The organism is Streptomyces sp. DG1A-41, from assembly GCF_037055355.1.
Lineage (GTDB): Bacteria > Actinomycetota > Actinomycetes > Streptomycetales > Streptomycetaceae > Streptomyces.
Window position 1 is genome coordinate 4,255,090 of sequence record NZ_CP146350.1, and the last position, 14,716, is coordinate 4,269,805.

General features: G+C 72.7%; 12 protein-coding genes, 1 tRNA gene and 1 riboswitch. Of the genes, 8 read left to right on the plus strand and 5 right to left on the minus strand.

Annotated elements, in window-relative coordinates; translation table 11 throughout:
- Positions 1 to 2,115 carry an asparagine synthase-related protein gene (locus V8690_RS19745; RefSeq protein WP_338780681.1) on the minus strand — a complete coding sequence of 705 codons (2,115 nt, stop codon included), beginning with the start codon at positions 2,113 to 2,115 and terminating at the stop codon, positions 1 to 3.
- Between the two features lie 826 nt (positions 2,116 to 2,941).
- Here V8690_RS19745 and V8690_RS19750 point away from each other — a divergent pair.
- From V8690_RS19750 to V8690_RS19765, 4 genes are all read left to right on the plus strand, one after another.
- Positions 2,942 to 4,366 (plus strand): hypothetical protein, encoded by a 1,425-nt coding sequence (locus V8690_RS19750; protein WP_010044958.1) that lies wholly within the window; start codon positions 2,942 to 2,944, stop codon positions 4,364 to 4,366.
- 80 nt (positions 4,367 to 4,446) lie between these two features.
- On the plus strand, positions 4,447 to 5,655 hold the full coding sequence (lhgO, locus tag V8690_RS19755; RefSeq protein ID WP_338780687.1) for an L-2-hydroxyglutarate oxidase: 1,209 nt from the start codon (positions 4,447 to 4,449) through the stop codon (positions 5,653 to 5,655).
- A gap of 268 nt (positions 5,656 to 5,923) precedes the next feature.
- The gene (gene trmB, locus V8690_RS19760; protein ID WP_338780688.1) at positions 5,924 to 6,757 is read left to right on the plus strand and encodes a tRNA (guanosine(46)-N7)-methyltransferase TrmB; all 834 of its coding nucleotides are present in this window, start codon (positions 5,924 to 5,926) and stop codon (positions 6,755 to 6,757) included.
- A 63-nt stretch (positions 6,758 to 6,820) separates the two neighbouring features.
- A complete protein-coding gene (locus V8690_RS19765; RefSeq protein ID WP_338780689.1) occupies positions 6,821 to 8,170 on the plus strand; it encodes a PrsW family intramembrane metalloprotease in 1,350 nt (449 codons plus the stop codon).
- Between the two features lie 47 nt (positions 8,171 to 8,217).
- Here the strand turns inward: V8690_RS19765 and V8690_RS19770 are convergent, their stop codons facing one another.
- The 3 genes from V8690_RS19770 to V8690_RS19780 form a co-directional block, all read right to left on the minus strand.
- A complete protein-coding gene (locus V8690_RS19770) occupies positions 8,218 to 9,162 on the minus strand; it encodes an aldo/keto reductase (protein WP_338780691.1) in 945 nt (314 codons plus the stop codon).
- 82 nt (positions 9,163 to 9,244) lie between these two features.
- Positions 9,245 to 10,276 carry a M23 family metallopeptidase gene (locus V8690_RS19775; RefSeq protein ID WP_338780693.1) on the minus strand — a complete coding sequence of 344 codons (1,032 nt, stop codon included), beginning with the start codon at positions 10,274 to 10,276 and terminating at the stop codon, positions 9,245 to 9,247.
- Between the two features lie 11 nt (positions 10,277 to 10,287).
- Positions 10,288 to 10,444, minus strand: a riboswitch (cyclic di-AMP (ydaO/yuaA leader).
- Positions 10,445 to 10,733: 289 nt separating this feature from the next.
- Positions 10,734 to 10,807, minus strand: a tRNA-Met gene (locus tag V8690_RS19780).
- Positions 10,808 to 10,987: 180 nt separating this feature from the next.
- Between V8690_RS19780 and V8690_RS19785 the strand changes: the two genes are divergently transcribed.
- Positions 10,988 to 11,311: a hypothetical protein gene (locus tag V8690_RS19785; protein ID WP_338780695.1), complete on the plus strand. Its 324-nt coding sequence runs from the start codon at positions 10,988 to 10,990 to the stop codon at positions 11,309 to 11,311.
- Between the two features lie 62 nt (positions 11,312 to 11,373).
- Here V8690_RS19785 and V8690_RS19790 read toward each other — a convergent pair whose 3' ends face one another.
- Positions 11,374 to 12,531, minus strand: coding sequence for a dihydrofolate reductase family protein (locus V8690_RS19790; RefSeq protein WP_338780697.1), 1,158 nt, complete (start codon positions 12,529 to 12,531; stop codon positions 11,374 to 11,376).
- Positions 12,532 to 12,620: 89 nt separating this feature from the next.
- Here V8690_RS19790 and V8690_RS19795 point away from each other — a divergent pair, with 89 nt between their 5' ends.
- The 3 genes from V8690_RS19795 to V8690_RS19805 all read left to right on the plus strand — a co-directional run bounded on the left by V8690_RS19795 (position 12,621) and on the right by V8690_RS19805 (position 14,615).
- The gene (locus tag V8690_RS19795) at positions 12,621 to 13,136 is read left to right on the plus strand and encodes a MarR family transcriptional regulator (protein ID WP_338780699.1); all 516 of its coding nucleotides are present in this window, start codon (positions 12,621 to 12,623) and stop codon (positions 13,134 to 13,136) included.
- A 142-nt stretch (positions 13,137 to 13,278) separates the two neighbouring features.
- Positions 13,279 to 13,920, plus strand: a complete 642-nt coding sequence (gene ribA / locus V8690_RS19800) for a GTP cyclohydrolase II (RefSeq protein WP_338780701.1) — start codon at positions 13,279 to 13,281, stop codon at positions 13,918 to 13,920.
- Positions 13,921 to 14,036: 116 nt separating this feature from the next.
- Positions 14,037 to 14,615, plus strand: a complete 579-nt coding sequence (locus V8690_RS19805) for a MarR family transcriptional regulator (protein ID WP_338780703.1) — start codon at positions 14,037 to 14,039, stop codon at positions 14,613 to 14,615.
- Positions 14,616 to 14,716 lie beyond the last annotated feature (101 nt).

Consider the following 14,716-nt stretch of genomic DNA (forward strand, 5'->3'; position numbering starts at 1 on the left):
CTACACCCGCCGCACCCCGGCCCCCGCTCCCAGCGCCCCCCGCTGCGGTGCGATCCCCGCCGGTACGGCGCGCTGGCGGGCCGGGGTGCCCGTCCAGCAGGTGCCGCGGCGGGAGAGCAGGCGGCGGAGCCACAGTTCCAGGGAGACGAGGTCGGCGAGGCCGTCCAGGGGGAGGGGTTCGCCGGCCGCGGCGGAGCGCAGGGCCTTGCGGACCACTCGGGCCTCGACCAGGCCCGCCTCCGCCAGCAGCGGCGTGTCGAACAGGGCGACCAGGGAGTCCGCCGCCACCCTCAGTCCCGTACGCGCCGTGGCCGCCGCCGTCGCCTGCGTCGGGGCGCCCCACCCGGGCGGGAGGTCCCGGACGCCGGCCCCCTCCAGTACCGTGCGCAGAATCGCCGCCCGCGCCCCCGGGCGCACCCGCAACGCCTCGGGCAGCGCCCGCGCCGCGCGCACGACCTGGTTGTCGAGGAACGGCGCGTGCAGCCGCTGGAAGCGGATCTCCGCGGCCTGCTCCAGCACCCGCAGGTCCGCCGCGTGCCGCGCCAGCGCCGCACGCGCGCGGAAGTCACCCGGCCGCTGCCCCGGCCCCACCAGCTCCGACCGGTGCGTCGCCGCCTGAAGGCGAACCGATACTTCTGCGAGCGCCTCACCGGTCAGCCAGCGCGCCGCCGGCCCGGGTCTGCCCCAGGTCAGCGCGGCGAGCGAGGCCTCCACCGCGCCCCCGGGCGCGTCCAGACCGTCGTCCGTGCGGTGGTCGAGCAGGCGCTCGGCCAGCGATTCCAGCCCCGCCCGGTACGTCGTACGGGACAGCCGTCGCGCCGCCGCGTACACGCGCGCGGGGACGAGTACCGAGCCGTCCGTCCTGGCCAGCGCGGCGACGGGCCGTACCAGGTGGCGCCGCTTGCGGTCCATCAGCAGGTCGGCCAGACGCGCGGGATGGGCGTCCAGGACCTGGCGCGCACCGTAGCCCGTGAAGTGGTCCGCGCTGCCGGCCGCCAGCCGTGCCCGGTGCCGGGCCGCCGTCACCAGGGACGCGCCCGGCTCGTCCGTCAGCGGGCCCTCCAGGTCGGCGTACGGGAGGGTCTCCTCGCCGCCGGCCACGACGACATGGTGCAGACGCGGGTTGGCGGCCAGCGCACCCGCCCGCTCCAGCTCGGCCTCCCGCCCCGCGACGGCCAGGTCGTTGAAGGTGACCGCCAGCAGCCGCTCCCCCGCGCCCGTGCCGTGCCCCAGCACCGTGCCCGGCATCCCGGGCAGCCCCGCGGCCAGCAGCGCCAGCGTCCCCAAGGCCGGCCCGCCGGACAGGTCCGCCCCGATCCCCGGCACGGGCATCCCGCGCGCGGCACGCCGCTCGGCGGGCCCCATGCCGGGCACGGGCCCGGGGTCGATGTCCGCCCCGGGTACGTGCCGCGGCGCGGACAGCCGGGTCCGTACGGCCTCCACGAGCGCGTCGCGCACGGCGTCGACCGCGCTGTCGGGATCGGCCGAGGGCGCCGCCACGGCCAGCGAGGCGACCGGTTCGTACCCGGCGATCTCGCGTGCCCCGGCGCGCAGAATCAGTGCATGCCCCGGCGGAATGCGCTTCACGCCGTCGTACGGCGTGGAGTCGTGAAGCGCGGCGGGCACGTCAGGGGCGGCCAGCAGCGCGGCGAGGTGCCCGAAGTCGAGGTTGGCCTCGATGAGGTCGGCCAGCGGCAGCGCGGCCGTCGCATACGCCGTGCCGCCGGCCCAGGGCGTGTAGAACACCGGCCGCGCGCCCGCGAGATCGCCGCAGACGGTGACCCTCCGGCCGACCTGCACGATCGCGGTGTAGCTCCCCGGCCAGGCGGTCAGATGCCGAAGTGCCCCGCCGCGCGCGGCGAACAGCGCGACGCGCAGCTGCTCGTCGGTGGCGCCGCAGATGCCGAGGACGGCGATGCGCGTCCGGTCGTCGGCCTTCACGACCCGCACCTCGTCGGGGCGCCAGTCACCGACCGCCCACAGCGGATCGGGGTCGCCCCACAGGAGTTGGGAACCCACCGGATGCAGGGTCTCGCCGTCGGGTCCCGTGGCCCCCGCCGAGCCGGCAGCGACGGCTCCCGCGGCGGTGCTGCTCCATCCCACCAACCACCGCATCGCCGCCTCCACAGGCTGTGGACAACCAGTGCACCGTACGAACCGGTTCACCATGCTGCCATGAAGGAAGCGTTCCAGAGTGTGCCCGCGCCGCTTGCGCTCCGCCGAACGCGCCCCGGAGGAGCCACCCATGCCACCCCGCACACCTCCGAACGCCCCGAACTCCCCCCTGCCACGAGAAGAGACGGCGGAGAAGACGGACAAGGAAGACGCCGCCGGAGGTCGTGGCGAAGGTTCCGGTGAAGGCGGCAAGAACAGAAGGAACGGTCAGGAGACAAGGCACGTCAGCGACACATCACCAGTACGACTGCGGCGCGAATGCGCCCCCGATACGCGCCCCGTATACGCCCGACGCGCCCTCAAGTACCGTGGTCGGAGGCCTGATACCCCACCACCGACGGGGTCGATTTTCGGCCAAATCCCGGTCGCGCGGGCAGCGTCGAACACTCTCCGTACAGGCTCCGCGTACCACGGCGCGGTCGCGCAGTCCGGGAGACGGAGCACGCCTCCCGGACCGTTCCGCCGCCCGCGGGGATGGAGGCGGCGGTGTCCCCCAGCCCACTGGATCCAGTACAGCGGGCCGACCCACGCAATGACCATGGAACCGCTCCCGCGATGGCCGGAGAAGAGCGCACGGACAGGCGCACGGCCACACAGTGGGAGCACGCCGCGACAGCGCGTATCCGAACCGCACTTCAGCACGGACCACAATCCCGCCAACCGGAACAATGCCCCTTAACGCTTGGGATGCGGCGAACTACGCTGTGTTTACGAATGCCGCGTGGTTATGCCAACGTCGGCAGCCGTCTGTGTCGAGGGGTGGCGCATGTCCAGGGAGCAACGCGGGCCGAACGAAAAACTCGGCGCCGTTCTCGCCCTCGCGGGAATCTCGAACGCAGGCCTCGCGCGGCGCGTCAACGATCTTGGCGCTCAGCGAGGACTGACGCTTCGCTATGACAAGACGTCGGTGGCGCGCTGGGTGTCGAAGGGCATGGTGCCGCAGGGTGCGGCGCCGCACCTCATCGCCGCCGCCATCGGCCAGAAGCTCGGCCGCCCGGTGCCGTTGCACGAAATCGGCCTGGCGGACGCGGACCCCGCGCCCGAAGTCGGCCTCGCCTTCCCGCGGGACGTCGGACAGGCGGTGAAGTCCGCGACGGAGTTGTACCGCCTCGACCTCGCCGGCCGCCGCGCCGGATCCGGCGGCATCTGGCAGTCGCTGGCCGGATCGTTCGCGGTGAGCGCGTACGCGACGCCCGCCTCGCGATGGCTGATAACCCCGGCCGACAGTTCGGTCGCGCGTGACGTGGGCCCCGGCGAGGGCTCCGGCGCACCGCTCAAAGTCGGCCACAGCGATGTGCAGAAGCTGCGGGAGGCTGCCGAGGACGCGCGACGCTGGGACTCCAAGTACGGCGGCGGCGACTGGCGTTCGTCGATGGTCCCCGAGTGTTTAAGGGTGGAGGCGGCTCCCCTGCTGCTCGGCTCCTACTCCGACGAGGTGGGCCGGGCCCTCTTCGGCGCCTCCGCCGAACTCACCCGGCTCGCGGGCTGGATGGCCTTCGACACAGGCCAGCAGGAAGCCGCCCAGCGCTACTACATCCAGGCCCTGCGCCTGGCCCGGGCGGCGGCGGACGTCCCCCTCGGGGGCTACGTCTTGGCCTCCATGTCCCTCCAGGCCACCTACCGCGGCTTCGGCGACGAGGGCGTGGACCTCGCCCAGGCCGCCCTGGAGCGCAACCGCGGCCTGGCGACGGCCCGCACGATGAGCTTCTTCCGCCTCGTCGAGGCCCGGGCACACGCGCGTGCGGGTGACGCGCAGGCGGCCGGCGGCGCCCTCAAGGCGGCCGAGAGCTGGCTGGAGCGCGCCCGCCCCGGCGACAACGACCCCAGCTGGCTCGGTTTCTACTCCTACGACCGCTTCGCCGCCGACGCGGCCGAGTGCTACCGCGATCTGAAGGCCCCACGCCAGGTCCGCCGCTTCACGGAACAGGCCCTCTCGAAGCCCACCGAGGAGTTCGTCCGCTCCCACGGCCTGCGCCTGGTCGTCTCGGCGGTCGCCGAACTGGAGTCGGGCAACCTCGACGCGGCGTGCGAGCAGGGCGTACGAGCGGTGGAGGTCGCCGGGCGCATCTCCTCGGCCCGCACCACCGAGTACGTCAAGGACCTCCTGCACCGGCTGGAGCCGTACGGCGACGAACCGCGCGTGGTCGAGCTGCGTGAGCGCGCCCGGCCGCTGCTGATGGCTCCGGCATAGCCGGGCAGGCGTGCTGCCGTCCCCGCGTTTGAAGGCATTGTCAGTGGCGCAGTGCACTATCGAAGCGGGAGGTGGTGCAGGTGACGCGGGTGCCGGAGATCGCGTACGACTGTGACGTGCTGGTGATCGGCGGGGGGATCGTCGGCCTGTCGACGGCGTACGCGATCACACGTGCCGCACCGGGCACACGTGTCACGGTCCTGGAGAAGGAACCGGGCCCGGCCCGGCACCAGACCGGCCGCAACAGCGGCGTCATCCACAGCGGCATCTACTACCGCCCCGGCTCCCTCAAGGCGCGCTACGCCGTGCGGGGCGCGGCGGAGATGGTCAAATTCTGCGCCGAGTACGGCATTCCGCATGCCGTCACCGGCAAGCTGATCGTCGCAACCGACCGCGCGGAGCTGCCCCGCCTGCACGCACTCGTGCAGCGCGGCCGGGAGAACGGCATCCCGGTCCGGGAACTGGGCGCGTCCCAGATCGGGGAGTACGAGCCGGAGGTGCGGGGCCTCGCCGCGATACACGTCGGTACGACGGGCATCTGCGACTTCGTCGCGGTCGCCCGCCAGCTGGCCCACGGCTCGGGCGCGGAGATCCGCTACGGCACGCGGGTCGTCCGCGTCGACCGCCGCCCCGATCGCGGAGTCGCCGTGCTCACGGCCGCCGGGGACGTCGTGCGCGGGCGGGTGCTGGTGAACTGCGCGGGCCTGTACAGCGACGAGATCGCCCGGCTGACCGGGGACGACCCGGACGTCCGGATCGTGCCGTTCCGGGGGGAGTACTACGAGCTGGCCCGGCCGGAGCTGGTGCGGGGCCTGGTGTATCCGGTCCCCGATCCAGCGTTCCCCTTCCTCGGGGTGCATCTCACGCGCGGAATCGACGGGGGTGTCCACATCGGGCCCAACGCGGTGCCGGCGCTGGCGCGCGAGGGGTATGGGTGGGGGACGGTCCGGGTGCGGGAGCTGGGGGCGACGCTGGCCTGGCCGGGCTCGTGGCGGATCGCTCGCCGGCACTGGCGGTACGGGGCGGGGGAGCTGCGGCGGTCGCTGTCCAAGGGGGCGTTCACTGAGGCGGTGCGGAGGTTGCTGCCCGGGGTGTCCGAGGGCGACCTGATGCCGACGCCGGCGGGGGTCCGGGCGCAGGCGGTACTGCGGGACGGGACCCTGGTCGACGACTTCCTGATCCACGAGGGCCCTCGCACGGTGCATGTGCTGAACGCGCCGTCTCCCGCGGCTACGGCGTCCTTGCCGATCGGCAGGGAGGTGGCGCGGAGGGTGTTGAGCGGGCTGTGACTGACCAGGTGCCGGGGTTCGGGTCGGTGCTCGGCGCCGATGCCGGGGCCGGCTGTCAGGTGCTCGGCGCTGCTGCCGAGGTCGGGGCGCCGCGCAGCTCGGCGCGACGAGGTGCCTCCCCCAACGCCCACCCGTGCCGCCCCCAGCGGCACGACTGCCCGCAGCTAGGGCGGCCCGCAGCTCAGCGCATGCCCGCGGCCGAGGTGGCGAGTCGCGGCCCCGACCCACCACCCGGCGAACAGGAGACGGCCGTAAAATCGGCATCACTGTGTCTGACTCCGTGAACACCCCCGAAACCCCCAAGCCCGAAACTCCCGGTGCCTCCGTCCGGCGCGCCCGGGCCAAGGGGGAGCCGCGCTTTCCCGATGGGCCGAAGGCCGATCCCGCCGGGTCGCACTTCGAGCGGCGGATCCGGAGTTTCCAGCCGCGGCGGAGCCGGGTCACAGCCGGCCAGGCGGACGCGCTTCAGCGGCTGTGGCCCAAGTGGGGCCTCGACATCGACGGCAGTCGCACCCTCGACCTCGCCGACCTGTTCGGCAACGACAACCCCGTCGTCCTGGAGATCGGCTTCGGCATGGGCGAGGCCACCGCCCAGATGGCCGCGGCCGACCCCATCACCAACATCCTCGCCGTCGACGTCCACACCCCCGGCCAGGGCAACCTGCTCAATCTCGCCGACCGGAACGGCCTTTCCAACATCCGGGTCGGCAACGGCGACGCGATCATCCTCCTCCGCGAGATGCTCACCCCGGACTCCCTCGACGGCCTGCGCGTCTACTTCCCCGACCCCTGGCCCAAGAAGCGGCACCACAAGCGCCGGCTCATCCAGCCCGACTTCCTGACCCTGGCCGCCACCCGTCTCAAGCCCGGCGCGATCCTGCACTGCGCCACCGACTGGGAACCGTACGCCGAACACATGCTCGACGCACTCACGGCACACCCCGACTTCGAGAACACGCAGGCGGACGGCGGTTTCGCGCCCCGTCCCGACTTCCGTCCCCTGACCCGTTTCGAGGGCCAGGGACTGGACAAGGGACATGTCGTGAACGACCTCCTCTTCCGTCGCGTACAGCACGTGGACCAGCCCCCCGCCGGCGCCTGACCGCACCCGCACCCGCACCCCTCCGCCTGCGGACAGCGCCCATCCGTCGTTAGGGTCAATGCCGTGGCCACCTGCCCCCCACATCCGTCGTACCCCAGCGGCCCCACCGCCGGCGCACCCAGCGCCGGCGCCCTGCGGCACGCCCACTGGTGGCAGCGCGCCTGGGTGCGCTACGGCGCCCTGACCACGCTCCTCGCGATATCCGGCCTCGTCATCCTCGCCCTGGTCCGCGAAGAGACCGGCACGGAAGGGTTCCTGGTCGGGCTGGGGCTGGCCACGTTCCCGGTGCCCCTGCTGATAGCCGCGTTCCGCTGGCTGGACCGGGTCGAACCGGGCCCCTGGCGGAACCTGCTGTTCTGCTTCGCCTGGGGCGCCTGCGCGGCGGCGCTGATAGCGATCGTCGCCAACAGCTTCGCGACCAGATGGATAGCGACCGCGACGGCGGATCCGTCCAGCGCGGACACGCTCGGCGCGACCGTCATAGCCCCGGTGGTCGAGGAGACGGCCAAGGCGGCGGCCGTCTTACTGGTCTTCCTCTTCCGGCGCCGCGACTTCACCGGCATCCTCGACGGAGTGGTCCTGGCCGGCGTCACCGCCACCGGCTTCGCGTTCACGGAGAACATCCTCTACCTGGGCACCGCCTTCGGCACGGACCAGCTCACCGGCGGTAGCGGCATCGCCTCCGTCACGGCGGCCACCTTCTTCGTGCGCATCATCATGTCGCCGTTCGCGCACCCGCTCTTCACCGTCCTCACCGGCATCGGCTTCGGCGTCTCCGCGCTCGCGGCGGACCGCCAGCACGTCCGCCGCGTCGCCTTCCCGCTCTCCGGGCTGCTGCTCGCGATGGGCATGCACGCGATGTGGAACGGCTCGTCGGCGTTCGGCGAGTACGGGTTCTTCGCCGTGTACGCGGCGTTCATGGTGCCCATCTTCGGGCTGCTGACGTGGCTGGTGATCTGGACCCGGCAGCGGGAGCTGAAAACCGTACGGACTGAGCTGCCCGCCTACGCCGTGGCCGGGTGGCTGTCCCCGGTCGAGCCGTACGCCCTCGGCTCGATGCGGGCCCGGCGGATCGCCCGCCAGTACGCCCGTCGCCACGCGGGCAGGGCGGCGGCGCGGGAGGTCGCGCGGTACGAGGCGTACGCGACGTCCCTGGCGTTCCTGCGGCACCGGGGCCGCCGCGGCCGCGCCGGTGCCGACTTCGTCGTACGGGAACGAGAACTGCTGGACGAACTGTGGCGACGCCGGGAGGCGGCCCGTCCCGCGCTGGACTACGCCGCGCGGATCACGGCCCCTCCGGTACCGGTGGCGGCCCCGCCCTGGCCGGTGTACGGGGCGTACGGGTACGGCTACCCGACGACTCCGGCAACGCCGACGACGCCGTACCCCGCGTACAACCCGTACCGGTCCTGACCGAAACCCCAGCCCGCATCCCCTGGGCCCCGGGGGGCGGGAACCGCTCAGGCCGAAGCCTCGGTCAGCCGCCCGAGCTCCGCCTCCGTCAGCGTCAGCTCCCCGGCCCCGACCAGCGCGGGCAGCTGCTCCACCGTCCGCGCGGAAGCGATCGGCGCCGCCACCGTCGGCTGGGCCGCGAGCCAGGCCAGGGCGACCGTGGCGACCGGGACGTCGTGGGCCCCGGCGATCCCGTCGAGGGCGTCGAGGACCCGGCGGCCCCGCTCGGTCTCCAGGTACGTGGCGGCACCGCCCGCCCGCGCGCTGTCGACGGTCGTACCGGGCCGGTACTTGCCGGTGAGGAAGCCCGACGCGAGCGCGTAGTAGGGGACGGCCGCCAGGCCGGTCCGCTCGGCGAGGTCCTGGAGCTCGCCCTCGTAGGTGTCGCGGGAGACCAGGTTGTAGTGGGGCTGGAGGGCCACGTACCGGGCGAGCCCCTCGCGGTCGGAGAACTCCAGGGAGGCCCGCAGCCGCTCCGCGGAGATGTTGGAGGCGGCGATGTACCGCACCTTCCCGGCCTTCACGAGTTCGTCGAGTGCGCCGATGATCTCCTCCACCGGCACGTCGGGCTGGTCGAAGTGGGTGTAGTAGAGGTCGATGTAGTCGGTGCGCAGGCGCCGCAGGGAGGCGTCGGCGGCGGCCTTGATGTTGGCGGCGGACAGACCGCGGAACTCGGGGTGCTGGCTGACCTTCGTGGCGATGACGACGTCCGCGCGGTTGCCGCGTGACGTGAGCCACTTGCCGAGGACGGTCTCGGACTCACCGCCCTGGTTGCCCTCGACCCAGTGCGAGTAGGCGTCGGCGGTGTCGACGAAGTTGCCGCCCGCGGCCGTGTACGCGTCGAGGACGGCGAACGACTGGACCTCGTCGGCGGTCCAGCCGAAGACGTTGCCGCCGAGGGCGAGCGGGAAGACCTCGAGGTCGGAGGAGCCGAGCTTGCGAAGAGATGTCATGCTCCGCGTCAACGACCGTACGGAAACGGCTCATTCCACAACAGACGCAAAGCTCCCGCAAACCCCGCTCCCCGCACGGGGTTCAGACGTTCAGGCCCTTGCCCCGCAGCCACGCGAGCGGGTCGACCCCGTTGGTGGACCCACCGGTGTGGACCTCGAGGTGCAGGTGCGCCCCGGTGACGTTGCCGGTCGCGCCCACGCGGCCGATGACGTCACCCGTGTTGACCTTCTGGCCGACGCTGACGCCGATGGACGACTGGTGCGCGTACCAGATCTCCGTGCCGTCATCGAGGGTCAGGACCGTCTTGTAGCCGTACGACCCGTTCCAGCCCGCCTCGGTGATGGTGCCGCTGTGCACCGCCTTGATCGGCGTGCCCGTGGGGGCGGCGAAGTCGAGACCGGTGTGGTAGCCGGAGGACCAGTAGGCGCCGGCCTGACCGAAGGTCGAGGTGATGGTGTACGCGGAGGTCGGCAGCGTGTACTGCTTGGCGAGGGCGGCGAGCCGCTCGGCCTCGGCCTTCTTCCGGGCCTCCTCCTCCGCCTTCCGCTTGGCTTCGGCGGCCTTGGCCTTGGCTTCCTTCTCCGCCTTGGCGGCGGCTTCCGCGGCCGCCTTCCGGGCGGCTTCCGCGGCGTCCTGCGCGGCCTTGGTCTCGATCTGCTCCTGCTGGTGCTCGGCCTGCGCAATGATCCGGGCGCGCAGCGCCTCACCGGCGCCGGAGGTGCCCTGCTCGGTGTCGGCGGACGCCGTGGCGAGGTCGCTGAGCGGGGTGGCGGAGCCTTCGGGGGTGTCGTCGTCCGAGATGAGGGAACCCACCGAGGGCAGGTCCGAAACGGAGATCGACACCGGCGGCTTGCCGGTCTGGGCGCTGGCCATGCCGCCCGCGCCCACGGCGGCTATGACGCCGACGCCCAGGACGGTGGAGCTGCGGGCGAGTCCTCCGCCGCGCTGCTTGGTGACGCGATGCCGGCCGCGGACGGGACGGATGGATTCCGCGGTGGGGTTCCATTCCTGGAACGGGCCCTCGTCGGTGCGGTGACCGCCGTAGCCGAAGGTTTCGATATCGCGCTGGTTCGGCGCGGACGGGGCCGCGGGGGCAGGCCGGTTGGACGCCACGTGGGCGTACTCCTTTCCTTCCTTCTCGCCTACCGGGTTAGCTGACGGGTTCGGAGCAGGAAGGTCTCCTACGCGCGTATACCGGCCGTGCTTCCACGGCGGCTTCCGCCCGATTCACCCCAAGTGGTGGTTCCCCGGTTCCCTTTCGGGATTCGGCGCGTGCGCACGGAGCCGCCTTCTGTGACGGCTGGGACGACCGCGCTGCGTTATCGAACGTTAATAGACGCGCGATGGGGATTCCAGCGATTCCGCTTGATCGTTAACCTTTTTCGCGCGGACCAACCCGCCATGACCGGCCCAAATCGGGCGAGTTGGCCGTCCCCTGAGTAACTCACAGGTTTTGACGGTGTGTCAGTTGTTATGCGGAGCGGTGTGGTTCATTCACCGACAGTAATGTCGGGATCGGGGTATACGCCGAGGGCCGGAACCCTTTCGGATTCCGGCCCTCGGCCTTCAGTAGCGGGGACAGGATTTGAACCTGCGACCTCTGGGTTATGAGCCCAGCGAGCTACCGAGCTGCTCCACCCCGCGTCGTTGTGTCACCAGTGTACGCCATCCGCGGGACAGCTCGCGCACACCGGTACGCAGCGGCCCGGGTCGACCGCGGGTGAGGGTCTCCCAGGCGGTGAACAGGTCGCCGGTGCCGGCGGGCCGAGTGCGTACGGCCGGCTTCCGCGCGGCCGGGAGGGTCGTACCGAGCCGGCCCTCCAGGTGGTTGAGGGCGACCTCCAGGTACGGCCCGAGCCTCCGCTCGACGCGGCCGCCGCACAGCCAGGCGGGCGCGCGCCGCGCGTGCAGGGCGAGCGCGGCGGTCAGCCGGTCCTCGACCTCGGCGTAGAGGTCGACGTCCTGGTGCCGGGCCGTCTCGGCGATGTGGGCGGTGGCGGCGAGGGCGGCGCCGACGTGCCGGAAGCTGCGGCAGGTCTCCTGGGCGACACCGTCCCGGTAGGCGGCCTGCCCGGACCAGTACGCCGTCATCCGCTGCGGGCCGGCGAGGCCGGAGCCGGGCACGGTGAGCGGCGCGGGGCACGGTAAGCGGCGCGGGGCCGTCGGGAGGCGGTGGCGCCGAAGGATCTGTTGGGCCGATCGGCCCGCGCTCAGTGCAGCAGGTGGCGGTTCGGGGCCTTGGCCCGCGTCTCGTGCTCCGGGAGGACGACGACCTGCGCTCCCCCGGCCGCCAGGACGCCGCTGCCGTCGGCCCCCGCCACGAAGGTATCCGGCTCGCGCCAGGCCGTGACCACACGTCGTACGCCCGCGTCGAGGATCCGCCGGGCGCAGGGTGCGGGACGGGAGGCCCGGCGGGCGCAGGGCTCGAGGCTGCTGTAGACCGTCGCACCGGCGAGCCTGGGGTCGGCCGGGTCGGTCTTCGCCAGGGCCGCCTCCTCGGCGTGCGCGACCGGGTCGCCGCCCTCCCGGGAGTGACCGCGGGCCAGTTCCGTGCCGTCGGCCGCGACCACCACCGCGCCGACGCTGAACGCCGTGTCCGACGGCGGGCACTGTGCGGCCAGTTCGCAGGCGCGGGCCAGCCAGTGGTGGTCGGCTGCGACGGGGAGGGGGCCGGTGCCGGGGGCGGTCGGCTCGTAGCGCATGAGGACCACGTCCTCGATCCGCCGGGTCTCCAGCAGCCGGAGCCGGCCGGACTGGTAGCCGCCGGGTCCGAAGAGGCGGGGTGCCTCGGGGTCGCCGACGAAGAGCGGGGCGAGGACCAGCTGGAGTTCGTCGGCCAGGCCCTGGGTGAGGAGCTGGGTGTGGATCAGGCCGCCGCCCTCGACCATGAGCCGTCGTACGCCCCGGACGTCGTGCAGGTGGGTGAGGAGCCGCCGCCAGTCGAGGTCGGCGCCGAGCGGGACGACGTCGGTGGCATCGGTGACATCGGTGGCATCGGTGGCGAGGCCGAGGGCACGGGCGCGTTCGGCGCCCTCGTCGGTGGTGTAGAGGACCTTCTCGCCGCCGGTGTGCCAGAACCGTGCCGCCGGGTCGAGGTCGCCGGAGCCGCTGACCGTGACCTTGAGGGGGTACTCCGGTCGGCCGGCGGCGGTGCGGGCGGCTCGTCGCTCGGGTGAGTTGACCAGCAGGCGCGGGTTGTCGGCCCGGACGGTGCCTGCGCCGATCAGGATCGCGTCGACGGACGCCCGGACCTCGTCGACCCGGTCGAAGTCGGCCGGGCTGGACAAAAGCAGGCGTTCGGGGCCGGTGTCGTCCAGGTAGCCGTCGAGGGAGACGGCGGCGGACAGCAGGACGTACGGGTGGGGCATCGACGCTCCCGGCTCGTGGAAACTCGTGGCGGACGGCGGACTGGCGGGACGGCCTTGGTTCAAGTTTGAAACAAACCTACACTGGTGGCATGACGACTCGCTGGCTCACCCCCGAGGAGCAACGCGCCTGGCGCGCGTACATCGCCGCCTCGCTGCTCCTGGAGGACGCGATCGACCGGCAGCTCCAGCAGGACGCCGGCATGCCGCACCTGTACTACTCCATCCTGTCCGTCCTGTCGGAGTCCCCTGAGCGGCGGCTGCGCATGACCGATCTCGCCGAGCGGCTGAAGATCACGCGCAGCCGGCTGACGTACGCGGTGACGCGACTGGAGAAGGACGGCATGGTGCGGCGCGAGGCGTGCCGGTACGACAAGCGGGGAAGTATCGCGGCCCTGACCGACGACGGGTTCGCCGTACTGGAGCGGGCGGCGCCCGGGCATGTCGACACCGTGCGGAGCTTCCTGTTCGACCGACTCAGCGAGGAGCAGGTGGGGCAGCTGGAGGAGATCTCCACGGCGATCGCGCAGGCGCTCCAGGAGGACGGGACGCGACCGGCGTCGGACGACGTGCCGTGGCGACGGAGGTCCTCCACGGCCTGTTCGTGAGGCACGTCACAACGCGCCCCGATCTCGTTGCTTCAAATTTAAAGCATGGGTAGGGTTCCGGACGTGGATCTGCTTCAAATCTGAAGCAGACTGCAAGCCGACGGCTGTGCAGCCGAACAGGAACGGAACCCGGAGGCCCCGCATGCCCGACATCCCCGCTGTCATCGCCACCCCGCGCTCCCGCGTCCGGGTCCCGCTGCGCTTCCACGACGGTTACGAGGTCGACGCCGAGGTCGTCACCTTCCACGGCCTGGCCGACGGCCAGGAGCACGTGGCCGTCGTCCTGGGCGAGCCCGGCCCGGTTCCGCTGGTGCGGCTGCACTCCGAGTGCCTGACCGGGGACGTGTTCGGCTCGGCCCGCTGCGACTGCGGTCCGCAGCTGCGCGAGGCGGTCGAGCGCATAACCGAGCGCGGCGGCGTGCTCCTCTACCTCCGCCAGGAGGGCCGGGGCATCGGCCTCTACAACAAGCTCGACGCGTACGCCCTCCAGGACGAGGGCCTCGACACCTACGAGGCGAACGCGGCCCTGGGGCTGCCGGAGGACGCCCGCGACTACACGGCGGCGGCCCAGATGCTCCGGGCCCTGGGCATCGGCGAGCTGGACCTGCTCTCCAACAACCCCGACAAGGCCGTCCAGCTGCGCGACCTGGGCGTGGCCGTCCGCGAGCGCGTCCCCACGGGCGTCTTCACCACCGCGCACAACGTCCGCTACCTGCGTGCGAAGGTCCTCCAGACCCAGCACACGCTGCCACTCGCCGCGCTGACGGGGCTCAGCGCGGGCTGAGCTTCCCGGCCCGGCCGGGCGCCGAACGAGGCGGCTTGCCCCTCGGCTCATCGGGTACAGCCTTTGAAAGAGGGCGACCTCCGCAGTACCCGGAGCTTATGGGAAGTGACCGTTTCGTGACCGATCTCGGCGGCCCCGGCGATCCCCGGGCGAGGAGACGGGGCGATGGCCCGGAGGCCGTCGCGGCACAGATCGCCGACGCCGTGGAGAGTCTGACGGCCCTGTGGTCGGTCGCCGCCCAGGACGCGTCACTGCGCCTGTCCCTGCACCAGCTGCGGGCGCTGCGCACCCTGGAGGCGGCGCCCGGCCTGAATCTGACGGCCCTGGCGGACCGGCTGGACATCGGCCTCCCGACGGCCAGCCGCCTCTGCGACCGCCTGGCGGCGGCCGGCCTCCTGGAACGCGCACCGCACCCCGACACCCGCCGCGAGGTACAGCTGTGGCTCACCCCGCACGGGCAGCACGTCCTGGGCGACGTCGCCCACCGCCGGGCCCAGGCCCTGACCACGGCGCTGGCGGCGATGGAACCGGCGGAACGGGTGGCGCTGAGCCAGGGGTTGAGGGGGTTTTTCGCGGCGCGGGACGCGGAGTTCCGTCGGATCGACGGGACGGAACGGGCCGGCGGGGGCGAGGGGACTGGCCCGGCCGGCGGGGCCGACCCGGGCGGCGGGGCTGACCCCCGACCGCGGGACTGACCGGGCTGGCGGGATCGACCCCCGACTGCGAGACCGTCCGGACCGGGGAGACCGTCTCCTACTGCGAGACCGATGGGACCGGGGAGACCGACCACGACACC